The 23895-nt window shown below is 65.2% G+C and carries 15 protein-coding genes and 1 pseudogene; 5 read left to right on the top strand and 11 right to left on the bottom strand.

All coding sequences use genetic code 11. From position 1 onward, the window contains the following. Positions 1 to 82 precede the first annotated feature (82 nt). Positions 83 to 3490, top strand: a pseudogene (locus G6N41_RS07140) (TM0106 family RecB-like putative nuclease). Between the two features lie 8 nt (positions 3491 to 3498). Here G6N41_RS07140 and G6N41_RS07135 read toward each other — a convergent pair. Beyond that, entirely contained in the window at positions 3499 to 5379 is a 1881-nt protein-coding gene (locus G6N41_RS07135; RefSeq protein WP_198966975.1) for an MFS transporter, read from the bottom strand. 212 nt (positions 5380 to 5591) lie between these two features. Here G6N41_RS07135 and G6N41_RS07130 point away from each other — a divergent pair, with 212 nt between their 5' ends. The 3 genes from G6N41_RS07130 (at position 5592) to G6N41_RS07120 (ending at position 11258) form a co-directional block, all read left to right on the top strand. Continuing rightward, on the top strand, positions 5592 to 6350 hold the full coding sequence (locus tag G6N41_RS07130) for a hypothetical protein (RefSeq protein WP_012395766.1): 759 nt from the start codon (positions 5592 to 5594) through the stop codon (positions 6348 to 6350). A 180-nt stretch (positions 6351 to 6530) separates the two neighbouring features. Then, positions 6531 to 10268, top strand: coding sequence for a multifunctional oxoglutarate decarboxylase/oxoglutarate dehydrogenase thiamine pyrophosphate-binding subunit/dihydrolipoyllysine-residue succinyltransferase subunit (locus G6N41_RS07125; RefSeq protein WP_198966974.1), 3738 nt, complete (start codon positions 6531 to 6533; stop codon positions 10266 to 10268). 156 nt (positions 10269 to 10424) lie between these two features. Next, positions 10425 to 11258, top strand: a complete 834-nt coding sequence (locus tag G6N41_RS07120; protein WP_198966973.1) for an SDR family NAD(P)-dependent oxidoreductase — start codon at positions 10425 to 10427, stop codon at positions 11256 to 11258. 36 nt (positions 11259 to 11294) lie between these two features. On the opposite strand, the gene G6N41_RS07115 is transcribed toward G6N41_RS07120, so the two are convergent. From G6N41_RS07115 to G6N41_RS07105, 3 genes are all read right to left on the bottom strand, one after another. Continuing rightward, the gene (locus G6N41_RS07115; RefSeq protein ID WP_198966972.1) at positions 11295 to 12146 is read right to left on the bottom strand and encodes a glycine betaine ABC transporter substrate-binding protein; all 852 of its coding nucleotides are present in this window, start codon (positions 12144 to 12146) and stop codon (positions 11295 to 11297) included. Between the two features lie 11 nt (positions 12147 to 12157). Beyond that, the gene (locus G6N41_RS07110) at positions 12158 to 13330 is read right to left on the bottom strand and encodes an NAD(P)-dependent malic enzyme (protein WP_198967764.1); all 1173 of its coding nucleotides are present in this window, start codon (positions 13328 to 13330) and stop codon (positions 12158 to 12160) included. Positions 13331 to 13530: 200 nt separating this feature from the next. Beyond that, positions 13531 to 14520 (bottom strand): malate dehydrogenase, encoded by a 990-nt coding sequence (locus G6N41_RS07105; protein ID WP_012395771.1) that lies wholly within the window; start codon positions 14518 to 14520, stop codon positions 13531 to 13533. A gap of 183 nt (positions 14521 to 14703) precedes the next feature. Between G6N41_RS07105 and corA the strand changes: the two genes are divergently transcribed. Then, positions 14704 to 15804: a magnesium/cobalt transporter CorA gene (gene corA / locus G6N41_RS07100; RefSeq protein WP_012395772.1), complete on the top strand. Its 1101-nt coding sequence runs from the start codon at positions 14704 to 14706 to the stop codon at positions 15802 to 15804. A gap of 4 nt (positions 15805 to 15808) precedes the next feature. Here corA and G6N41_RS07095 read toward each other — a convergent pair whose 3' ends face one another. From G6N41_RS07095 to G6N41_RS07065, 7 genes are all read right to left on the bottom strand, one after another. Continuing rightward, on the bottom strand, positions 15809 to 16954 hold the full coding sequence (locus tag G6N41_RS07095; protein WP_198966971.1) for an LLM class flavin-dependent oxidoreductase: 1146 nt from the start codon (positions 16952 to 16954) through the stop codon (positions 15809 to 15811). 241 nt (positions 16955 to 17195) lie between these two features. Then, positions 17196 to 18641: an amino acid permease gene (locus G6N41_RS07090; RefSeq protein ID WP_198966970.1), complete on the bottom strand. Its 1446-nt coding sequence runs from the start codon at positions 18639 to 18641 to the stop codon at positions 17196 to 17198. 282 nt (positions 18642 to 18923) lie between these two features. Continuing rightward, positions 18924 to 19517, bottom strand: a complete 594-nt coding sequence (locus G6N41_RS07085) for a suppressor of fused domain protein (RefSeq protein ID WP_198966969.1) — start codon at positions 19515 to 19517, stop codon at positions 18924 to 18926. Next, positions 19514 to 20701: an ABC transporter ATP-binding protein gene (locus tag G6N41_RS07080; protein WP_198966968.1), complete on the bottom strand. Its 1188-nt coding sequence runs from the start codon at positions 20699 to 20701 to the stop codon at positions 19514 to 19516. Before G6N41_RS07080 ends, G6N41_RS07085 begins: the two co-directional genes overlap by 4 nt. A gap of 4 nt (positions 20702 to 20705) precedes the next feature. Then, positions 20706 to 21557, bottom strand: a complete 852-nt coding sequence (locus tag G6N41_RS07075; RefSeq protein ID WP_020729945.1) for a carbohydrate ABC transporter permease — start codon at positions 21555 to 21557, stop codon at positions 20706 to 20708. Continuing rightward, positions 21547 to 22443 (bottom strand): carbohydrate ABC transporter permease, encoded by an 897-nt coding sequence (locus tag G6N41_RS07070; RefSeq protein WP_050674698.1) that lies wholly within the window; start codon positions 22441 to 22443, stop codon positions 21547 to 21549. The genes G6N41_RS07075 and G6N41_RS07070 overlap by 11 nt, the downstream gene beginning before the upstream one ends. 8 nt (positions 22444 to 22451) lie before the next feature. Beyond that, on the bottom strand, positions 22452 to 23888 hold the full coding sequence (locus G6N41_RS07065) for an extracellular solute-binding protein (protein WP_198966967.1): 1437 nt from the start codon (positions 23886 to 23888) through the stop codon (positions 22452 to 22454). Between the last annotated feature and the right edge of the window lie 7 nt (positions 23889 to 23895).

Genomic DNA, 23895 nt, shown 5'->3' with positions numbered 1-23895 from the left:
CCAAACCGGCCGCACCCCTGAGCGCTAAGCCGCCGAGGCCGATGCAGATCGGTCTCGACCGGCCCTCATTAGAGTGGCTGCTGTGTTCGTCGCCGACGACGTCGTCTTCTACAGCGCCTCGGATCTTGCTGCCGCCGCGCGGTGCGAATTCGCGTTTCTGCGCCATTTTGACTCGAAATTGGGCCGGGGTCCCGCCATCTCCGCCGAGGACGATCTGCTGGCGCGCACCACCGAACTCGGGAATGAACATGAAAGACGCACACTCGACCGGCTGCGCGACCAGTTCGGTGAGATCGCGGTCATCGGCCATCCGGCATACACCCTGGCTGGGCTGACAGCCGCCGCTGAGGCCACCCAACGCGCCATCGCCGACCGCGCGCCCGTGGTGTATCAAGCCGCGATGTTCGACGGCCGCTTCGTCGGGTTTGCCGATTTCCTGATTCGCGACCGCGAACGCTATCGGATCACCGACACCAAGCTGGCGCGCTCACCCAAGGTCACCGCGCTGATGCAGCTGGGGGCCTACGCCGATGCCCTGACCGGCGCGGGTGTACCGGTGGCCCCGGAGGCCGACCTGGAACTTGGGGACGGCACGGTGGTGCATTTCCGGGTCAGCGATCTGATCCCGGTCTACCGGGCCCAGCGTGCCGAGCTGCAGCGGCTGCTCGACGAGCACTAAGCCGCGGACACCGCGGTGTGCTGGGACGACCACGGTGTGCAGGCATGTTTCCGCTGTGAGCTCTGCATCAAGGAGCTGCGTCGTCGCGATGATCTGCTGCTGGTCGCGGGGATGCGGGTCAGCCAGCGAGAAAAGCTGCTGGACTCCGGCATCACCACAATCGGCGGGCTGGCAAGCCACACCGGTGCGGTGCCCGAACTCTCAGCGAACGCCCTAGCCAAACTTGCCGCTCAAGCCAAAGTGCAAGTGCGGCAACGCAATACCGGTACAACGCAGTATGAGATCAGCGACCCGCAGCCGTTGGCGCTGCTACCCGAACCAAATCCTGGCGATCTGTTCTTCGACTTTGAGGGCGATCCGCTGTGGACGGCGGACGGCCACGAGTGGGGCCTGGAGTACCTGTTCGGGGTGTTGGAAGCGGGAAAGAAGGGAGCCTTCCGCCCACTGTGGGCGCATGATCGCAGGGACGAACGCAAGGCGCTCACCGACTTTCTGGCTTTGGTGGCCAAACGTCGCAAGCGTCACCCCAACATGCACATCTATCACTACGCGCCGTATGAGAAGACGGCGCTGCTTCGGCTTGCCGGCCGCTACGGAGTCGGCGAGGACGCCATCGATGATCTGCTCCGAAACGGAGTGTTGGTTGACCTATAACCTGTGGTGCGCAAGTGCTTTCGGGTTGGCGCAGAGTCGGTCAGTTTGAAGGCGCTCGAGCCGCTGTACATGGGGGCACAGCTACGTTCCGGCGAGGTCACCACCGCCACTGACTCGATCACTTCCTACGCCCGCTACAGCTAACTGCGTGCCGACGGGCGGTTGGATGAGGCCGCGACCGTGCTCAAGGAGATCGAAGACTACAACCAATATGACTGCCGCTCCACCCGCGAATTGCGGGACTGGCTGCTGATCCGCGCTTGGGAGGCCGGAGTCACACCGATCGGGGTGCAACCCGTTCCTAGGCGGGACGCGATCGAAGACCACGACGAACTGGCGGCAACGTTGTCGGATTTCGCCGGCGACGCAGCGGCCGGCAACCGCACCGCCGAACAGACGGCGGTCGCACTGCTGGCTGCCGCCCGCGGCTATCACCGCCGGGAAGACAAGCCGTTCTGGTGGTCTCACTTCGACCGGCTGAACTATCCCATCGACGAATGGTCGGACAGCACAGACGTTTTCATTGTCGATCACGCCTCAGTCACCGTCACATGGCATACGCCTGCGCGAGCTCGCAAACCACAGCGACGAGTCCGATTGACCGGAGAGCTCGCACGTGGAGATCTCAAGACCAGCGTGTTTGCGCTCTACCAACCCCCGGCTCCGCCCAGCATGACCGCCGACCCCGACCTGCGAGCCGCAGGCCACGCCGAGATTGTGGAACTCGACGATCCGAGTCTGCCCACCGACGTGGTCATCCTTGAACGGACCGGCGCAGACGGCGCGACCTTTCAGCAGCTGCCGTTCGCACTGACCCCCGGGCCACCGGTACCGACCAGGGCGTTGCGCGATTCCATCGAAGCCACCGCCGCGGCCGCGGCCGCTGAGTTACCGCGGCTCCCCCGCACCGCGTTGATCGACGTGCTGCTGCGATGTCCGCCGCGCACCCGCAGCGCGGCGCCACTACCGCGTAGCGGCGATACGGTCGCCGACATCACCGCCGCGGTGCTGGACCTGGATTCGTCCTACCTGGCGGTGCACGGGCCGCCGGGCACCGGCAAAACCCACACCGCCGCGCGGGTGATCGGGCGACTGGTGCAAGAACATTGCTGGCGCGTGGGCGTGGTCGCGCAATCGCACGCCACCGTGGAAAACCTGCTGGACTGCGTGATTGATGCCGGGCTCGACCCGGCACGAATAGCCAAGAAGCGTTACGACCACGGCGCACCCCGCTGGCAGGAGATCGACGGCAACCACTACGCGGCCTTCATCGCCGACCACCCAGGATGCGTCGTCGGCGGTACGTCCTGGGATTTTGCCAACGGCAATCGGGTGCCTCCGGGCAGTCTGGATCTGCTGGTGGTGGATGAAGCCGGCCAGTTCTGCTTGGCCAATACCGTCGCCGTGGCACCGGCGGCGGCGAACTTGTTGCTGCTGGGAGACCCGCAGCAGCTACCGCAGGTCAGTCAGGGTAAACATCCCGAACCCGTCGATGTCTCAGCACTGGAATGGCTGGTTGACGGCCAGCGCACACTACCCGAGGAGCGGGGATACTTCCTGGATCGCTCGTTCCGCATGCATCCCGCGGTCTGCCATGCCGTCTCGATGCTGTCCTACGCGGGCAAGCTGCATTCCCACACCGAGCGCACCACCGCGCGTCGGCTCAGCGCAAGCCCGCCCGGCGTCCACGTGCTTGCCGTCGAGCACCAGGGCAATTCGATCGAGAGCGCCGAGGAAGCCGAGGCGATCCTGGCCCAGATCCAGCGCCTACTCGGCTCGCCCTGGACCGACGAACACGGCACCCGCCCCCTGGCCACCCGCGACCTGCTGGTGCTGGCACCGTACAACGCCCAGGTGGCCCTGATCCGGCAGCGACTGCTGTCCGCCGGCCTGAATGGGGTTCGGGTCGGCACCGTCGACAAGTTCCAGGGCGCGCAGGCCCCCGTCGTGTTCGTCTCGATGACGGCCTCATCTGTGGACGACGTTCCCCGCGGAATCTCGTTTCTGCTCAACAGGAATCGCCTCAACGTCGCCATCAGTCGGGCGCAGTATGCCGCGGTGATCGTGCGCTCCGAGCTGCTGACCCGGTATCTGCCCGGCACACCGGCCGGCCTGGTGGATTTGGGCGCATTTCTGGCGCTGACCGAACCGGGCTGAGAACGCGCTCAGGGCGACGAGTGCCCGGACCCGGCGGCGTCGTCCTGGTCGGGGGCCGGCAAGAAGTCGGCGACCGGACGAAATCGGCGCCTGCCATCGACCCGGGCGCCATTGTGTTCGATCGGGGCAGCGTGACCGTCGGCGGCATCGTCGCGCCACTTTTCGAACCTGGCCGAGTGTGGTTGTTGCCCGCGGCCGGCCACCGCTGGCCCATTCCCGCTCACCCCGCTGAGGGGACGTCGGATTTCGGTGTGCCGGTGTGTCCCGACGGCAGGCTCCAGCCGCAGGACGAACTCGTCATAGTCGTCATAGTCGTCTTGCTCGCCAAAGTCGTCTTGCTCGCCAAAGTCGCCATAGCCGTAGTCGTCGCGATCGACATGGTCGTCATCGACGTGGCTGGCCCGATCGTGCGCGCGCACCAGCGCCGTGCGCGAGCGGACCAGGAACAGGGCGGCAATGATGCCGAACACGGCGATGAATGCGGGCAGCAGCATCGATTGCGACATCGCCGCCGAGAACGGCGTGCGCACCACCTCAGGCAGTTGCAGCCCACCGTCGCCGCCGCTGAATCCGCGGTCTGCGTCGAACTCCGGCGGCATCTCGGCGGTGATCCGCCACGTCATGAACGCAGCCATGCTGGCACTGCCCAGTACCGCCCCGAGCTGGCGGGTGGCGTTGTAGACACCCGAGCCCGCACCGGCCAGATGCGCCGGCAGATTGCGAGTCGCGGTGGCGGCCAACGGAGACCAGACGAACGCCATCCCGGCACCCATCGCGGCAAACGGCAGCACCAGCCGCCAGACTGGCGTTTCGGGCGCCATTTCGATCGAAAGCCAGGTCATCGAGATCGCCAGCGCGGAGAAACCGAATCCCAGCACGGGCAGCGGATGCGACCGATCCACCAGCATTCCGACCACCGGTGCGAGCACACCGCTGGCGAGCGCCACCGGAGCTATCAGCACCGCCGCCCGAGCCGGCGACAGCCCACACACCGACTGCGCATAAAACGTCAGCGGCAACATCGGCGCCGTCGTCGCGAATGCGGTGATCCCTACCCCGATGTTACACAGGCTGAACTCCCAGTCCCGAAAGATCGCCAGCGAGATCAACGGCGCCCGATGGTTGAGCGCCTGCCAGTAGACGAACATCGCCATGAACCCCACCCCGGCGACCAGCACCGCCCAGATCCACGGCGCCCAGTCCGCGGCCCGACCTTCCTGAAGCCCGAAAACCAGCAAGAACATGCCCGCCCCGGACAACCCGACTCCGATCAGATCGAAGCGCTGCGCGTGCACGGGCAGATCCGGGACCAGCAAATAGGCCACCACCAGGCCGGCCAGGCCGATGGGGATCTTGACGAAGAAAATCCACTCCCAGCCCAGACCGCTGACCAGGACCCCACCAATCAGCGGTCCGACCAGGCTGGCGACGCCGGCCGCGGCTCCCCACAGGCTCAGGGCGGCGCCGCGGCGGGTTGCCGGGAAGATGCGGGTGATGGTCGACAAGGTCTGCGGCGTCAGCAGCCCGGCACCGATGCCTTGCACCGTCCGAGCGGCGATCAGCATGGCGGCGGTGCCGGCCAGGCCACACCACATCGATGCGGCGGTGAACACCGACAAGCCGATCAGGTAGAGGTTCTTGGGACCGAACCGGTCGCCGAGCCGGCCCGCCACCAGCAACACCACCGCATAACCCAGCAGGTAGGAGCTGGTCACCCAGACGACGTCGGCATAGCCGATATGCGGCTCAGCCATGATGGTCGGGTTGGCGATCGAGACGATGGTCGAGTCCAACATGATCATGAAGAAGCCGATCATCATCGCCGACAGCGCGTTCCACGGGTTCCCCGAGTAGCCGTTGTCGAGCACTCGACTGGTCACCGCGGTCATGTACGCACCTCGTTTCGGCTCCTGACGGTTGGTCTGAGGTCGCCCAGGAGTACAGCGTGCATTATTCCGGGTGTGCCAAGGGGCCGTTCGGTCACCCAGGGGCCGCCGAATCATTGCCGCGGGCGACTCTTGCCCGTTCCGTTACTTGAGTCGGTCTGCAATTCGCGCGCCGGGCGCTAGCCTGAAGGGAAGTCGTTCTCTAGAGAGGCAACATGAGCGCCCGACGAACAAGACAGTCCGAGCCGGCCGCGCAGCCGACCGGGATCATGGGCCGGCCCAAAGCGTCAACGCGGGCATTGGCGCAGGTCATCGAGCGGAGTTCGCACATACAGAGCCCGGCGGCGGAGGCATATGTGGCCCGACTGCGTCGCGCCCATCCGGCGGCCAGCCCGGCCGAGATTGTCAGCAAGATCGAGAAGCGGTTCCTGGCTGTGGTCACCGCCAGTGGAGCCGCCGTGGGCGCGGCAGCGACGTTGCCCGGGATCGGGACCCTGGCCGCGTTGTCTGCGGCCGCCGGAGAGACGGCGGTATTCCTCGAGGCCACCGCGCTGTTGGTACTCGCGCTGGCGTCGGTCTACGACATTCCGCTCGATCACCGGGAACGGCGGCGCGCGCTGGTCTTGGCGGTGCTGGTCGGCGACAACAGCAAGAATGCGGTGGCCGAGGTGATCGGGTCCGGCCGCACGAGCGGGGTCTGGGTATCGGAATCGATGGCCTCGCTGCCGCTGCCGGCCATATCGAAGTTGAACACGCGAATGTTCAAGTACTTCGTCAAGCGTTTCGCGCTCAAGCGTGGCGTGCTGTTGTTCGGCAAACTGCTGCCCGCCGGCATCGGGGCGATCATTGGCGCGATCGGCAATCGCTTGGTCGGCAGGAAGCTGGTCCGCAATGCCCGCTCGGCGTTCGGCGCCCCGCCGGCACGCTGGCCGGTGACCCTGCATGTACTGCCCAACGTTCGTGATGCCAGCTAGCGCTGCTTGACTGGTCTCTCTGGCGAATCGCCAGCAAAGCGTTAGCCTTTATGGGGCGAGACGTTCCGAACCGCCGGGGATGTGAAGCGCCCCGCCAATCCGGGGCTGGAAGAAGTCGCAGGCGTCGCGCGTTGGCGCTTGCAGGACGTTTAGAACAAGGAATTGAGGCGAACAGCGGCCGTGGCCAACATAAGTTCACCATTCGGACAAAACGAATGGCTGGTCGAGGAGATGTACCGCAAGTTCCGCGACGACCCTTCGTCGGTCGATCCAAGCTGGCACGAGTTCCTGGTTGACTACAACCCCGAGTCGACTCAGGAAGCGACGGAACCCACCGTGGAAAAGCCCGCCGTAGCCCCGGCGAAGCCCGCCGCCGCTCCGGCGAAGCCCGCGCCCGCACCGGCGCCCGCCAAACCAGCCGCCGGCCCGCCCGCGGCGGGTAACGGCTCGCCCGCCGCGGCACCCAGCGCCAAGCCAGCCGCGGCTCCAGCAAAGGCTCCCGCGCCGCCACCCGCCGAGGGCGACGAGATGCAGGTGCTGCGCGGCGCCGCCGCGGCGGTGGTGAAGAACATGTCCGCATCGCTGGACGTGCCGACCGCAACCAGCGTCCGCGCGGTGCCGGCCAAACTGTTGATTGACAACCGGATCGTCATCAACAACCAGCTCAAGCGCAATCGCGGCGGCAAGATCTCGTTCACGCACCTGCTGGGCTACGCCCTGGTGCAGGCGGTCAAAAAGTTCCCCAACATGAACCGGCATTACCTCGATGTCGACGGCAAGCCAAACGCGGTCACGCCGGCGCACACCAATCTGGGCCTGGCTATCGACCTGCAGGGCAAAGACGGCAAACGCGCGTTGGTGGTGGCCGGGATCAAGCGGTGCGAGACCATGCGGTTCGCGCAGTTCGTCACCGCCTACGAGGACATCGTGCGCCGGGCCCGCGACGGCAAACTGACCGCCGAAGACTTTTCCGGCGTGACGATTTCGCTGACCAACCCCGGAACCATCGGCACCGTGCATTCGGTGCCGCGGCTGATGGCCGGTCAGGGCGCCATCATCGGTGTCGGCGCCATGGAATACCCGGCCGAGTTCCAAGGGGCCAGCGAGGAGCGCATCGCCGAACTCGGTATCGGCAAGCTGATCACTTTGACCTCGACGTATGACCACCGCATCATCCAGGGTGCGGAATCCGGCGACTTCTTGCGCACCATCCACCAGATGCTGCTCGCCGACGAGTTCTGGGACGAGATCTTCCGCGAGTTGAGCATTCCCTACTTGCCGGTGCGCTGGCGCCCCGACAACCCGGACTCGATCGTCGACAAGAACGCCCGGATCATCGAGCTGATTGCCGCCTACCGCAACCGCGGTCACCTGATGGCCGACATCGATCCGCTTCGCCTGGACAAGACTCGCTTCCGCAGTCACCCCGACCTGGACGTGTGCACCCACGGGCTGACGCTGTGGGATCTGGACCGATCGTTCAAGGTCGGCGGCTGCTTTGCCGGACCGCAGAACATGAAGCTGCGCGACGTGTTGTCGATCCTGCGCGACGCCTACTGCCGTCATGTCGGCGTCGAGTACACACACATCCTCGAACCCGAACAGCAGCAGTGGCTGCAGCAGCGCGTCGAGGACAAGCATGTCAAACCGACTGTGGCCCAACAGAAATACGTGCTGAGCAAGCTGAACGCCGCCGAGGCTTTCGAAACGTTCCTGCAGACCAAGTACGTGGGCCAGAAGCGTTTCTCACTCGAGGGCGCCGAGAGTGTCATCCCGATGATGGACGCCGCGATCGACCAGTGCGCCGAGTACGGCCTGGACGAAGTGGTCATCGGCATGCCGCACCGCGGCCGGCTCAACGTGCTGGCCAACATCGTCGGCAAGCCGTACTCGCAGATTTTCAGCGAGTTCGAGGGCAATCTGAACCCGTCGCAGGCGCACGGCTCCGGCGATGTGAAGTATCACCTCGGTGCCACTGGCGTCTATCTACAGATGTTCGGAGACAACGACATTCAGGTGTCGTTGACCGCCAACCCGTCACACCTGGAAGCCGTGGACCCGGTGCTCGAGGGTCTGGTCCGGGCCAAGCAGGACCTGCTCGAACATGGCGAGACCGACACCGAGAATCAACGCGCTTTCTCGGTGGTGCCGATGATGCTGCACGGCGACGCCGCCTTCGCCGGACAGGGAGTGGTCGCCGAGACACTGAACCTGGCGAATCTGCCTGGTTACCGTGTTGGCGGCACCATCCACATCATCGTCAACAACCAGATCGGCTTCACCACCGCGCCCGAGTACTCGCGGTCCACCGAATATTGCACCGACGTCGCCAAGACAATCGGGGCACCGATCTTCCACGTCAACGGCGATGACCCCGAGGCATGCGTGTGGGTGGCCCGGCTGGCGGTGGACTTCCGGCAGCGGTTCAACAAAGACGTCATCATCGACATGCTGTGCTACCGCCGGCGCGGACACAACGAGGGCGATGACCCGTCGATGACCAACCCGCGGATGTACGACGTCGTCGACACCAAACGCGGGGTCCGCAAGAGCTACACCGAAGCCCTGATCGGCCGTGGCGACATCTCGATCAAGGAAGCCGAGGACGCCCTGCGCGACTACCAGGGCCAGCTGGAGCAGGTGTTCAACGAGGTCCGCGAGCTCGAGAAGCACGGTGCCCAACCCAGCGAATCCGTCGAATCCGACCAGATGATTCCGGCGGGGCTGGCGACCGCGGTGGACAAATCGCTACTGGCCCGCATCGGCGACGCGTTCCTGGCCGTGCCGGACGGGTTCACTACCCATCCACGGGTCCAGCCGGTGCTGGAAAAGCGCCGGGAGATGGCCTACGAAGGCAAGATCGACTGGGCCTTCGCCGAATTGCTGGCGCTTGGTTCGCTGGTTGCCGAAGGCAAGCTGGTGCGGTTCTCCGGGCAGGACACCCGGCGCGGCACCTTCTCGCAGCGTCATTCGGTGATCATCGACCGCCACACCCGCGAGGAATTCACCCCCCTGCAGCTGCTGACCACGAACAAGGGCGGCAGCCCGACCGGCGGCAAGTTCCTGGTCTATGACTCACCGCTGTCGGAGTACGCGGCGGTGGGCTTCGAGTACGGCTATACGGTGGGCAACCCCGACGCCGTCGTGCTGTGGGAAGCGCAGTTCGGCGACTTCGTCAACGGCGCGCAATCGCTCATCGACGAGTTCATCAGCTCCGGCGAGGCCAAGTGGGGCCAGCTGTCCAACGTGGTGCTGCTGCTACCGCACGGGCACGAGGGGCAAGGCCCCGACCACACCTCCGGGCGCATCGAACGCTTCCTGCAGTTGTGGGCGGAGGGCTCGATGACCATCGCGATGCCGTCGACTCCGTCGAACTACTTCCACCTGCTGCGCAGGCATGCTCTCGACGGGATTCAGCGCCCGCTGATCGTCTTCACGCCCAAGTCGATGCTGCGCAACAAGGCCGCGGTCAGTGACATCAAGGACTTCACCGAGATCAAGTTCCGCTCGGTGCTCGAGGAACCCACCTACGAGGACGGCGTCGGCGACCGCAACTTGGTGAACCGGATCCTGCTGACCAGCGGCAAGATCTACTACGAGATGGTGGCCCGCAAGGCCAAGGACAAGCGTGAGGACGTGGCGATCGTGCGGGTCGAGCAACTCGCTCCACTGCCCAGGCGCCGGCTGCGCGAAACGCTGGACCGCTACCCCAACGCCAAGGAGTTCTTCTGGGTGCAGGAGGAGCCGGCCAACCAGGGGGCGTGGCCACGGTTCGGCCTGGAGCTGCCCGAGCTGCTGCCCGAAAAGCTGAGCAGCGTCAAGCGCATTTCCCGCCGGGCCATGTCGGCACCGTCATCAGGTTCGTCGAAGGTGCACGCCGTCGAACAGCAGGAGATCCTGGACACCGCGTTCGGCTGAGGACATGCCGCCCGCGACCTGCCCACCATGGGCTGGACGTGCTCCCGGCGTCAGGAGTCCGGCTAAGGGCCGGCTCCTGTTCTCACCCCTACTAAAGAGGACCGCCGGTACCGGTTAACCTCGATCACAAGTGGGCTGACGCGAGGAAGGGTGTTCATGGAGGGCTTCGCCGGGAAAGTCGCCGTCGTTACCGGGGCGGGATCGGGTATCGGGCGGGCGCTCGCGATCGAGTTGGCCCGGTCCGGTGCCAAGCTAGCGATCAGCGACGTCGACACCGAAGGATTGGCGCAGACCGAGAAGCTGGTGACGGCGCTCGGCGCTGAGGTCAAGACCGATCGACTCGACGTGACCGAGCGTGAGGCATTCTTGGCCTACGCGGACGCGGTCAACGAGCACTTCGGCAAGGTCAACCAGATCTACAACAACGCCGGCATCGGCCACACCGGCGATGTCGAGGTCTGCGCGTTCAAGGACATCGATCGGGTGATGGACGTCGACTTCGGCGGCGTGCTCAACGGCACCAAGGCGTTCCTGCCCTATCTGATCGCCTCAGGAGACGGCCACGCCATCAAAGTTTCGAGCGTGTTCGGGTTGTTCTCAGTTTCTGGACAGGCCGCCTACAACGCGGCCAAGTTCGCGGTGCGCGGCTTCACCGAGGCACTGCGCCAGGAGATGATCCTGGCCGGCCATCCGGTCGGGGTCACCACCGTGCACCCGGGCGGCATCAAGACAGCGATCGCCCGCAACGCCACCGCCGCCGAGGGACTGGATTCCGACGAACTGGCCAAGATGTTCGACAAGCGGGTGGCCCGCACCAGTCCGGAACGAGCCGCCAAGATAACCCTGGGGGCGGTCCGCAAGAACAAGGCCCGCGTGCTGGTCGGCCCGGACGCCAAAGCCCTGGACATCGTGGTGCGTCTGACCGGTTCTGGATATCAGCGGCTGTTCATGCCGGTGCTGGGCCGGCTGGTGCCGGCCTCGCACCGCTGAGGTCTGCGGGCCCCGCACTTAGGACGGCGAAACCGCTCAACGCCCCAGCGGATGCTCGCCCAGCCAACCGTCGGCCACCGCCTGCGGGTCCGCACCCCCGGCAACCTGGCGGCGCATGTCCACCAGCGCCGCGGTGTCCAGCACACCGCCCACCTCGTTGACCGCCAGCAGCTGACGTTCGTTGAGCGCGTTGCGCCGATACAGCGGCACCACGTTCTCGGCCCGGATCAGCGCGGGCTTGCCGTCGGTCAGCATGACCAGGCCGGCGGGAACAGCGGGGTTGGCGGTGCTGGTCCATGCGGCGGTCAGCCGTCCGTCGCGCAGCCGGGCGAACATCGCGGCACCGTCGGGAAATTCACCCGCCGCGGGCAGCCGGCACGGGCCCACCATCGCCGGGGTGGCGCCGCCGCCGACCTTCCCGACCACCAGCCCGTCGCAGTGGCGCGCCAGCACGGACAGTTCGCTGCCCCCCCACCTGTCGGCGGTGGCTTGGGTGATCATCAGTGCGGGTTTGTCTTCGGCGGCGGTGGCGTAGTCACCAGCGGTAATGCCTTCCGGCAGCGCCGAGACCATGGCCCGGTAGACCTCTTTGTCAGAAAGCACCGTGGCGCTTGGCTGAAGCGCCCGCAAGACCTCACCGGTGAAGGCGGGGACCACGGTAAAGTCACCGGAGTCCAATTTCGCCATCGGGTCGGCGGCGGTTGCGGCCCGCGCCGGGAATCCGTATGACCGCAGGGCCGCGACGTAGATGTCGGCCAGCAGCGTCGACTCGGAGTCGGCCGTGGCTCCGACCACCAGCTCCGCAGCGCCGCGACGGTCGCCACCCCCACAACCGGCGACCACAAGCGCCGCCGTCAGCAGCAGCGCGGCCAGCCTGCCGATTTTCACACCCGGGCGCCTCAGACGTCGGAAGCGATCGCCACTGCGGCGGCGACGGCTTCCCCGACCCGGGGATCCAGCGGACTCGGAACGATCTTGTCGAGCGCGAGATCGTCACTGACAACCGAGAAGATCGCCTCGGCGGCGGCAACCATCATCCGTTGGGTGATCCGGCGCGCACCGGCATCGAGCGCGCCACGAAACACCCCGGGGAACGCCAGGACGTTGTTGATCTGGTTGGGGTAGTCGCTGCGGCCGGTAGCCACCACCGCCGCATACTTGGCGGCAATATCGGGATGTATCTCCGGGTCCGGGTTAGACAGCGCGAACACGATGCCGCCGGGAGCCATCGTGGCAATCAGTTCTTCGGGAATCAGGCCCCCCGACACCCCGAGGAACACATCGGCCCCGTCGAGCGCTTCGGCCATACCGCCGCTGAGGCCACGGGGGTTGCTGCGCCGGGCCAGGTCGAGTTTCACGCTGTTCATGTCGCCGCGCGAGGTGTGCAGAATGCCGCGCGAGTCGAGCACGGTGATGTCGAAGACCCCCATGGCAAGCAGCAGGTTGGTACACGCGACGCCGGCGGCTCCGGCGCCGGAAACCACCGCCCGCAGCGAGGTCATGTCGCGGCCAAGCAGCTTGCTGGCACCCATCAGCGCGGCCAGCACGACGATCGCAGTGCCGTGCTGGTCATCGTGCATGACGGGGCAATCCAGCGCCTCGATGACCCGGCGTTCGATCTCGAAGCAGCGCGGTGCGGAGATGTCCTCGAAGTTGACCGCGCCGAAAGTGGGCCGCAACCGCACCAGGGTTTCAACGATCTCGTCGGGATCCTTGGTGTCCAGCACGATCGGGATCGCGTTCAAGCCACCGTAGGCCTGGAACAGCGCGGCCTTACCTTCCATTACCGGCAGCGCTGCGGCCGGCCCGATGTCGCCGAGACCCAGGACCGCGCTGCCGTCGCTCACGACGGCAATCAGCCGGTTGGCCCAGGTGTAGCGTGCGGCCAGAGCCGGATCGGCGGCGATCGCCCGACTGACCTGCGCCACCCCCGGGGTGTAGGCGATCGACAATGCGCGCTGGGTGTCCAGCGGCGCCTTGAGCGCTACCGAAAGCTTGCCGTCTACGTGGGCCCGGAAGATCTCGTCGTTGTCGATGACAACCTGCGGGCTCAGTGAGGATGGGCTACTCAGGGCTTTCGCTGGTTTCAGCGCTGAAGTCGCGGTATCTGGCACCGCCCTAGGGTACTGGCCGCATAGGCGAAACTATACACTGGTCACATTATGCCTGATCAGAGATCGATAGTCGGGAGAGCCGGCGCGCGGGGCCGAAACGGCAACACCGGCCACGTCGGGTGATGCCTACCCCGTCATGGCCGGTGCTGCGCGAAGAACTAGATCAGGCCGAGCTCGGTGACCGCCTTGCGCTCGTCGGCCAGTTCAGCGGTCGTCTTGTCGATGCGGCCGCGGGAGAATTCGTCGATCTCCAGGCCCTTGACGATGCTCCAGTTGCCGTCCTTGGTGGTGACCGGGAACGAGGAGATCAGGCCCTCGGGCACACCGTAGGAACCGTCGGAGAGGACAGCCATCGAGACCCAGTCGTCGGCGGGGGTGCCGAGCAACCAGGAACGGGCTGCGTCGACGGTCGCCGACGCGGCCGAAGCGGCCGAGGACGCGCCGCGCGCGTCGATGATCGCCGCACCACGCTTGGCGACGGTCGGGATGAAGTACTCCTCGATCCACGCCTGGTCATTGACCACCTCGGCCGCGTTCTTGCCCTTGACTTCGGCGTGGAAAAGGTCGGGGTACTGGGTGGCCGAGTGGTTGCCCCAGATGGTCATCTTCTTGATGTCGGTGACCGCGACACCGGTCTTGGCGGCCAGCTGCGAGATCGCGCGGTTGTGGTCCAGGCGGGTCAGCGCCGAGAACCGCTCCCGGGGGATGTCGGGGGCGTTGGTCATCGCGATCAGGGCGTTGGTGTTGGCCGGGTTACCGGTCACTCCCACGCGGATGTCGTCCGCGGCGACCTCATTGAGCGCCTTACCCTGAGCGGTGAAGATCGCGCCGTTGGCCTCGAGCAGGTCGCTGCGCTCCATGCCCGGACCGCGCGGACGCGCACCGACGAGCAGGGCCAGATTCGCACCGTCGAAAATCTTGTTCGCGTCCGAGCCGATCTCCACGCCGGACAGCAGCGGGAACGCACAGTCGTCAAGCTCCATCACGACGCCCTCGAGCGCCTTGAGCGCCGGCTCGATCTCGAGCAGGCGGAGCTCGATCGGACGATCCGGGCCCAGCAGCGAGCCGCTGGCCAGGCGGAACAACAGGCTGTAGCCGATCTGGCCGGCGGCACCGGTGACGGCAACCTTGAGGGGACTTGCGCTCACGTCGGGGTACTCCTTATGGAGAAGTCTGCATATTGGGGTTTGGGTTTCGGGTCGAAACTAGCGCACCCGCACCGACCCGAAGTATCCAGACCCATGCCGATACCTCCGGTCCCACGTTGACGTGCCGAAACGGCGTAGCATGGAGCACCGCCCGGTCAAACCTGCACTGCGATCGGAGGTGACATGTTCCAGGGATTTGACGCGCTGCCCGAATCGCTTAGGACCGTCGCACGACCTCGACCACAACAGACTGATGCCGAGCCCGCGCCGCGGGCCCAGACATTGGTCGACTGTGGCGTCTACGTCGAAGGTCGGCGAATACCCGGCAAGTATGAGTACGCCGATGCCTTGAACGAGGTGCGCGAGATCGAACTGGCGGGCCAGGAAGCATTCGTCTGGATTGGGCTGCACGAGCCCGACGAGAAACAGATGCAAGACGTGGCCGATGTTTTCGGTTTGCACCCGCTGGCGGTCGAGGACGCCGTGCACGCCCACCAGCGGCCCAAGCTGGAACGCTATGACGAGACGCTGTTCCTGGTCTTGAAGACCGTGAACTACGTTCCGCACGAATCGGTGGTGCTGGCCCGCGAGATCGTCGAGACCGGCGAAATCATGATCTTCGTCGGGAAGGATTTTGTGATCACCGTGCGCCACGGTGAACACGGCGGCCTGTCGGAAGTGCGCAAACGAATGGACGCTGACCCAGAACATCTGAAGCTGGGGCCTTTCGTGGTGATGCACGCCATCGCCGACTACGTCGTCGACCACTACTTGTCGGTCACGTCTTTGATGGAAACCGACATCGACAGCATCGAGGTAGTGGCCTTCCAGCCGGGCCGCAAACTCGACGTAGAACCGATCTACCTACTAAAACGCGAAGTGGTGGAACTGCGCCGGTGCGTGCACCCGCTGTCGGTCGCCTTCGGGCGCATGCAGACCGACAACAAAGATCTGATCTCCAAAGAGGTCCGGCGGTATCTGCGCGACGTCGCCGACCACCAGACCGAGGCCGCCGAGCAAGTTTCCAGCTACGACGAGATGCTCAACTCGCTGGTGCAGGCCGCACTGGCGCGGGTCGGCATGCAGCAGAACATGGACATGCGCAAGATCTCGGCCTACGCGGGCATTATCGCGGTACCCACCATGATCGCCGGCATCTACGGGATGAACTTCCATTTCATGCCCGAGCTGGATGCATGGTGGGGCTACCCCGCGGTGATCGGCACCATGGCCATCATCTGTCTGATCCTCTACCGCAGCTTCCGGCACCGAAACTGGCTGTGAACGCTCAGTTGACCGACGAGTGAGCCACCGGCAGCGCAGCCGAATGCGGCGATGACCCGTGCGGCCGATGCCATAGTCGTTTGCGTTCGAGGATCGGCAGCACGCCCTCACCGAACCAGTAGGCCTCTTCCAGATGCGGATATCCGGACAAGATGAAGTGGCTGATTCCGAGCCGGGCGTACTCGATGACGCGTTCGGCGACCTCTTGGTGCGAGCCGACCAGGGCAGTCCCGGCTCCCCCACGCACCAATCCCACACCGGCCCACAGGTTGGGCGCGATCTCGAGTTGATCGAGGACGCCCCCATGTAGCTCGGCCATCCGTCGCTGTCCCTCGGACTCACTGCGCGCCAGATTGGCCTGCATCCGTTCGATGTCGGCGGGATCGATTCCGGCCAGCAGCCGGTCTGCCACTCGCCACGCCTCTTCGGCGGTATCTCGGGTGATCACATGGATGCGCAGTCCGTACGACAGCGCCCGACCATGGTCGGCGGCCAGACCCCGGATCCAATCGATCTTCTTGCCTACCGCGATGAGGGGCTCACCCCAGGTGAGATAGGTGTCGGCGTAGCGGGCCGCCACTGCCCCGGCGCTTTCCGACGAGCCGCCGAAGAACACGGGCGGCGGCGGGTCGGGCAGGCGTCCCAACTCAGCCTGGTGCACGTGGATGTGCTCGCCTTCGAAGGTAACCGGTTGACCGGAAGCCCAGAGTTGGCGAACCACGTGCAGGAACTCCCCGGTGCGGCGGTAGCGCTGTTGCTTGTCCAGGAAGTCGCCGTAAGCGCGCTGCTCGTGTGCCTCCCCGCCGGTGACGACATTGAGCAGCAGCCGTCCCCCCGACTGTTGCTGAAAGGTCGTGGCCATCTGCGCGGCCAAGGTCGGGCTGACCAGTCCGGGCCGCAGTGCTACCAGGAATTTCAACGTTTCGGTGGTCCCAACCAGCATCGCCGTGGTCAACCAGGCGTCCTCGCACCACAATCCGGCCGGCGTCAGGACCGCCTCGAAACCGTTGCTCTCCGCCGCGGCCGCAATCTGATTCAAATACCGCAGGGTCGCAGGCCGATTGCCCGACATCGGCAGACCGTGCCCGCCGGCGACCAGCCCGCGTGAATCGCCGTAGGTGGGCAGGAACCAATGAAATGACAGTGCCATGTACCTAGTTCTCCTAACTTCGATCGACCCATGCTGGCTTAGCCAGCCGGCGTCGTCACGATTTCAAATCTGTACGGATGCAATCCGAATGGGCGTCAGCGATGCCGCCGGCACGGGATATTCGGCACGGTTTGGCAGACCCGGCGCATCGGGTTGTCTGAGATGCCAAGCCCTGCGGCCGGTAACGCCGGCGCCGCGCCCGCGCCGACATCAGGGTGGATCACTTCGTCTGGCACGCCGGTTACCCGCATCTTTGCGCACAGGCAGGCATCGGCACGCCCGGTTGGAACGCCCGCGCCGCGACGGTCGCGTTCCTGGCGACCGCAACCCGGCGCCGGCGACGGACCTCGTAGGTGGCCAGAATGAGCACCAGGGTTACCCCGCTCATCAAGAACTGTGACCGGGTGGCCGACAGCGCCGCCATCGCCAGGATCACGCTGGCCATCAGGGCGATGGTGGCGTAACTCAACCACGGGAAAAGCCACATCTTCAGCCGCAACCCACCGGGGTCTTCACGTTCGGCGCGGCGGCGCAGGATCACCTGCGAGATCGCGATGATCAGGTAGACGAAAAGCGCTACCGCACCGTAGGAGTTGACCAAGAACTCGAATACCACATCGCCCCAGACGTAGGTCGCAACGACCGACGCATAGCCGACGGTGGTACCCAAGATGATCGCTCGCCGCGGCACGCCGCTGCGGGAAAGCTTGGTGAAAAACCGTGGTCCGTCACCGTGGATGGTCAGGGCGAACGCCATCCGCGAAGTGGTGTACAACGCCGAATTCAGGCAGGACAGGACCGCAGTCAGAACGATCGCGTTCATGACCGTGGTAACCCCGGGAATGCCGGTGACCGCGAGCGCGGACGCATACGGGCTCACCCCAACGCTTTTGGTGTTCCACGGCACCACGGCGACTACGACCAATATGGACCCGACATAGAAGGCGATGATGCGCGCGACGATCGATTTCATCGCCCGCGAAACCGCGCGCTCCGGCTCGGCGGACTCCGCGGCGGCCACCGTGACGATCTCGGCACCGGTATAAAACGCGACGCACGGCACCACGGCCGCCAGCACCGCGCCCCAACCCAGTGGCGCGAAACCACCGAAGTCGACCAGCTTGCCCAATCCCGGTGTGGCAGAGGGCCATAATCCCATGGTCCACAACAAACCCAGACCCAGAAAGACAACTACCGCGATCACCTTGATGGACGAGAACCAATATTCGAATTCGCCAAAAGACCTGGCCGACACCAGATTCGTTGCGGTCAACGCCAACAGCAAGCCAAGGCTGAGCACCCATAGCGGAATCTGCGGCACCCACAGTTGCAGGATGCGCCCACCCGCGACGGTTTCAACCGCGACCACCACAACGAAGAAGTACCAATACATCCAGCCGGTCACGAAGCCCCCGCGCGGGCCTAACGCCTGGCGCGCATAGACGTAGAAGGACCCGACCACAGGCTGAGACGCCGCCATCTCGGCCAGCATCCGCATGATCAACATCGTGATCAGACCGGCGATGAGGAAGGAGATGACCGCCGCGGGTCCGGTGCCGGCAATCACCACCCCGCTTCCGACGAACAAGCCCGCTCCGATGACCCCACCCAGTGCTATCAAGCTCAGATGACGCTGGCGCAGGCCCTTGCCCAACGCGATCTCGTGCTCGGTATCCGCACCTGCCATGTTGCCTCCATCGGATCCCCTGCGCACGGAACGAATCCGCGCGGCCAGGTTTTGAGGGAAAGCTGTCAAGATTGGCCAGGCTAGACAACCCATCGGCTCAGGTCGCGCGAAACTCCGCCACCGCCGGACCTGCCGGCCAGGCGCCCGGGTGCCGGCGTTTTGGCAGTTCAGCGTGGGTCAGGGCCCGTTGACCCGCGTCGGGCATCGCCCACCCCGCGGCAGCGTCCTGTGGCGGATCTAACTGCTGATCAGCGCCGAATTCCGGGTCCGCGCCCGGCAGGGTCAGCCAGGTTGGACGGCCTTGCGGTGCGGGTCCAGCACATCCACCCCATCGTTGCGCCACGCCTGGCGCATGGCCTCAGCGCCCTTGAGCCGCACCCAGGCCGCCTCGGTCGCGGTGATGGGCGTCGCGCAGAGAAACTGCACCGGGTCGCGCGGTTGCTGCTGCGGCAGATCCGGGATGTCGCTGCGGCCCAGCAAGACCGCGGTGAAAGCGACCCGCTCCGATGCGCGTGCCCACAACGGGGTGCCGAGATCGATCAACGCGTCCGCGACCAGCACCACGCCGTCGACCGCGGGGGTCGCAGCCAGTATCGCGATGCTGCGTGCCAGACCGCTGGCCGGCTCCGGATTGCGCAGGCTCAGCACAATTTCGGCGCGTGGTCCACGGTGAGGATCGGCGACCAGCTGGGTCGGATCGTTCATCGGGTGACGCGAACACCCTAGCGACACATAGTGGACCAATCCGCTCGCCGCGGAGCGGAACCGAAGTACCTCGACCGGATCAGCGCCCAGAAACGTCACACTCGCCGTGTCGGGCTCGGACTCGAAGTAGCCGTGCAGGTGAGTGCGCACCTGGTCCAGAATCTGGGTCACTGGACCGCCGCGATCGGGTTGGTCAGGTTGGCACCCGTGTCGGCATCGAAAACGGTGAGCCTGGTGGTGTCGAATGCCAACTCGATCGGCCTCCCCAAGGTCGCCCTGGACTCGGCAGAAACCCGTGCCACGAAACGATTTTCGATCACTTCCGACTCCCCCTCCAGGCCTGCCAGCTCGTCGAGCTGAGCCGAGTGCACATCACAACCCGCGGTCGAAAAGTACACGTACTTGTCCGAGCCCAGTGACTCCACCAAGTCCGTGCTGACCTCGAAAGTCAGCGCCCGAATACGTTGGTAGGCATCGATCAATGCGGCGTCTTGGATCTGCTCGGGCCGGATCCCGACGATGATGTTCGCGGGTCGAGGATGCTGGGCAATCACTTGCTGAACCTGCGGATCCAAGGTCACCTCGCCAAATGGCAGGGTCAGCCCCGTCGGCGTCAGAACCGCTGGGAAGAAATTCATGGCCGGTGAGCCGATGAACCCGGCTACGAACAGATTGGCCGGCCGTTCGTACAGCTCTTGGGGAGTGCCGATCTGTTGTGCCGCGCCGGCGTGCATGACCACAACCCGATCGCCCAATGTCATGGCCTCGGTCTGATCATGGGTGACATAGACCGTGGTGGTGCCCAGCCGCTTCTGCAGCCGGGCGATCTCCCCACGCATCTGGACCCGCAACTTAGCATCCAGGTTCGACAGCGGTTCGTCCATCAGGAACGCCTTGGGATGGCGCACGATTGCCCTGCCCATGGCGACGCGCTGGCGCTGGCCGCCGGACAGCTGCGACGGTTTGCGATCGAGAAAGCTGGTCAGATCGAGGATCTTGGCCGTCTCTTCCACCTTCTGCGCAATCGCCGCCTTCTTCATCTTGGCCAGCGTGAGGGGAAAGGCGATGTTTTGTCGCACCGTCATATGCGGATACAGCGCATAAGACTGAAAAACCATGGCGATGTCGCGGTCCTTGGGCGCCTTCTCGTTGACCCGCTCGCCGCCGATCCGCAGTTCCCCCGAAGAGATATCCTCAAGGCCGGCAATCATGTTCAGCGTCGTGGTCTTACCGCAGCCGGAAGGTCCTACCAGGATCAGGAATTCTCCATCGGAGATGGTGATGTTGAGGTCTCTTACCGCCGTGTGGCCGTCGGGGTAGCTCTTGTTGACGTGCTCGAGCACTATCTCGGCCATTGCGCTACCCCTTCACAGCGCCAGAGGTCAACCCGGCGACAATCCGTCGTTGGAAGATCAGTACGAAGACGATAATCGGCACCGTGATCACCATCGCGCCCGCCGCGATCGATCCGGTCGGTTCCTCGAATTGAGAGCTACCGGCGAAATTGGCGATCGCAACCGGTGCGGTGATCGATGCTTTGGTCGCGGTCAGCGACAGCGCCAGCAGCAGATCGTTCCAGGCGAAGATGAACACCAGAATCGCGGCCGTCACCAGCCCGGGCGCGGCCAGCGGCACAATCACCTTACGAAACGCCTGATACGGTGTCGCCCCGTCCATTTGCGCCGCCTTCTCCAGGTCCCATGGAATCTCCCGGAAGAACGCCGACAGCGTGTAGATGGCCAGCGGCAGTGCGAAAGTGATGTAGGGCAGGATCAGTCCGGGCCAGGTGTCAAACAGCCCGATCCGGCGTTCGATGTTGAACAACGGGGTCACCAGCGAGATCGCCGGAAACATGGTGATCAGCAGTGTGACCCCGACGAGCAGTCGTTTGCCCGGAAAATCGAGCCGCGCGACGGCATAGGCCGCCATGGCACCGAGCAGCACCGCTATCACGGTGGTGGTCAATCCGATCCCGATCGAGTTGATCAGCGCCGAGCTGAACAGGTCTCCGCCGAAGACGCCGCGATAGTTGTCGAGGGTGACCGACGACGGAATCAGTCTGCCGTCCTTGACCGTTGATGTCGGCTTGAGCGACAGGCTCAAGATCCACAGCACCGGGAGCAGGGCGTAGACCACGACCATGGTGTCGATGACCACCCAGAACGTTCGCCGCCCGCTACCCGTCGTCACGGTCGCAGTCTCAGCGCGCATCGGTGACACCACCTGGCGCAGAATGGAATTGATGGGCGCCGAACAGCGTGATGAAGACAACCGCAATGAGAGTGACACAACCGAAGATCAACACGCTGATCGCCGAGCCGAGGCCCACATTGAATCCCTTGAACAGGTTGTCGTAGCCCAGAATCGATACCGACGCGGTGTCGTTGTCGCCCCCGGTCAGCACGTAGATGTTGTCGAAAATCCGGAAAGCGTCCAGGGTGCGGAACAACAGCGCCACCAGCACAGCCGGTTTGATGAGCGGCAGAATGATCTTGGTCAGTCGTCGCCAGGCGCCCGCACCGTCGACCTGCGCCGCCTGCAAAAGGTCTTCGGGAACCATGGCCAACCCGGCCAGAAGCAGCAGCGACATGAACGGCGTGGTCTTCCATACCTCGGCGATCACGACGATGCCCAGCGACGGAATCTGCTGGGTCAGTGGCGCACTCCCCTGCGGCAGCAAGTTCGCCAGATAGCCGGTGCCCGGCGTCCACGCGTAGTACCAGCTGTATGACGCGACCACCGTGACGATTCCGTAGGGAACCAGCACCGCCGTACGCACCAATCCTTTGGCCACCAGGCTGCGGTGCATCACCAGCGCCAGAGCCAGGCCCAGCACGAATTCGCACGCCACCGAGACCACCGTGATGGCGGCGGTCACCGCAAGAGCCGTCCACCAATAGCGGTCGACCAAGATGGTCTGGTAATTGCCCAAGCCGATGAACCGGGTTTCGTTCGGGGTGGCCAAGTTGTTGCGCTGCAGACTCAGCCACATCGCGTAGCCGATGGGATAGCCGATCACCAGCAGCATCAATATCGTCGCGGGCGCCACCAGGGCGAACGCCAGGCGCCGTTCCGCACGGCGTCCCCCGGAGCGCATCAAGGCGGTCACGGAAGCAGGCCCTTGCCGTCAATCGCCTGCTGGACCTGCGCGGCGAGCTTGTCGGCCGTCCGTTCCGGGTCGATCTCGGTGACCGGACTCAGTTCCGCCGACAACCGCAGCGACACGGCCTGATAGACCGGCGTCGCGGGCCGCACTGCGGCCTCGGTGAGCTGCTGACGAATGATCCGGTACATCGGATACTTCGCCTGAAACTGTGGATCGGCGTACAAAGACGTCCGCACCGCCGGCAGACCGCCTTCGATGGCGAGACGTTTCTGGCTCTGCAGGTCACGCAAGCACCTGACGGCCTCGAACGCCTCCGCTTTGTGGCGACTCGTGCTGGCCACCGCCAGGTTCAGCCCGCCGATGGTCACCCTGGCCGGCCGTCCCGGTAATACCGCGGGATAGGGCGCAAAGCCAAACACCTTCTGGCTGGCCAGATATGCGATGCGGAACTGCTCGTCGGTAGGCACAAACGTCCCGACGTCGTTGATGCTGCCGGCAAGTTCGGGAAGCCGGTCAAGCGGCAGGAATGACACGCCCCCCTTCACCGCGTTCTCGAGCATCGAGGCGAACACATAGGGCCAGTTGAGCTCCAGGGCCGCCTTACCCTGTTCGAAAGCCAACCGGGCCGTTCCCGCCTCGGCGCGCGTGATGGACGGGTCGGCTCCGGGCGCCGTCGCCACCGATTTGAGGACCCGCAGGGCCGCAACGGTCGCGGCGCGATGCGCGGGGGTATCGGTCAGGGTGACCCGGGTGCCGTCGTCGGAAAGCACTTGGCCACCAACGCTGCTCAGCACGGTGTTGAACCAGACCATCAAACCCTCGCCCTGGTTGGCCTGCACCGCGATCCAGGTTGGCTGACCGGCCGCACGCAGCCGACCCGCTTCCGCCACCACCGCGTTCCAGGTCTCCGGCGGTTGAGCAACCAAATCTGCTCTATACCAAAGTAATTGGATGTTGGTGGTGACCGGAGCCGCGTATAGCCGATGCTTCCAGGTGGCGGTCTTCAATGGCCCCGGCAAGGTATCGATCGTCGCGTCCGTCTCGGCGAGTCCCGCCGGGTCCTCCGACAGCGGCAGCGCCCACCCCGCTTCGGCGAACTCGGCGGTCCACATCACGTCCAAGCCCATCACGTCGAGAGTGCGGTCGTTTCCGGCCAGCCGCCGAGCGAGTTGCAGCCGCTGCTCATCGGGAGACCTGGGCAAGCCGACGTACGCGATGGTGTACCTGCCGGCGGCTCGTTCGCTACAGCGCTGCGCGACCGCGGCGAACGTGGTCGCATCGGCGGACGGCGTGTAGAAGCCGATCACCAGGCCACTGTTGCCGGACCGGCAGGCAGGCAGCGCCAACAGCGCCGATGCGATGGTCAGCGCCGCCAACACGGCCGTGCCCGGCGGCCACACCCGCCCGCGATGGCTGCGAGGTTGACCTGCGTGCATCCGGCGG

The sequence above is a fragment of the Mycobacterium shottsii genome (assembly GCF_010728525.1).
Taxonomy (GTDB): domain Bacteria; phylum Actinomycetota; class Actinomycetes; order Mycobacteriales; family Mycobacteriaceae; genus Mycobacterium; species Mycobacterium marinum.
This window is presented reverse-complemented; position numbering and strand designations above follow the sequence as displayed.

Coding starts and splice junctions, on each gene's coding strand:
- G6N41_RS07095 (WP_198966971.1), bottom strand. CDS start 16,954: ATGGCACTGTCATTTCATTGGTTCCTGCCCACCTACGGCGATTCACGC.
- corA (WP_012395772.1), top strand. CDS start 14,704: ATGTTCCAGGGATTTGACGCGCTGCCCGAATCGCTTAGGACCGTCGCA.
- G6N41_RS07090 (WP_198966970.1), bottom strand. CDS start 18,641: ATGGCAGGTGCGGATACCGAGCACGAGATCGCGTTGGGCAAGGGCCTG.
- G6N41_RS07120 (WP_198966973.1), top strand. CDS start 10,425: ATGGAGGGCTTCGCCGGGAAAGTCGCCGTCGTTACCGGGGCGGGATCG.
- G6N41_RS07130 (WP_012395766.1), top strand. CDS start 5,592: ATGAGCGCCCGACGAACAAGACAGTCCGAGCCGGCCGCGCAGCCGACC.
- G6N41_RS07070 (WP_050674698.1), bottom strand. CDS start 22,443: ATGCGCTCCGGGGGACGCCGTGCGGAACGGCGCCTGGCGTTCGCCCTG.
- G6N41_RS07135 (WP_198966975.1), bottom strand. CDS start 5,379: ATGACCGCGGTGACCAGTCGAGTGCTCGACAACGGCTACTCGGGGAAC.
- G6N41_RS07080 (WP_198966968.1), bottom strand. CDS start 20,701: ATGGCCGAGATAGTGCTCGAGCACGTCAACAAGAGCTACCCCGACGGC.
- G6N41_RS07065 (WP_198966967.1), bottom strand. CDS start 23,888: ATGCACGCAGGTCAACCTCGCAGCCATCGCGGGCGGGTGTGGCCGCCG.
- G6N41_RS07075 (WP_020729945.1), bottom strand. CDS start 21,557: ATGCGCGCTGAGACTGCGACCGTGACGACGGGTAGCGGGCGGCGAACG.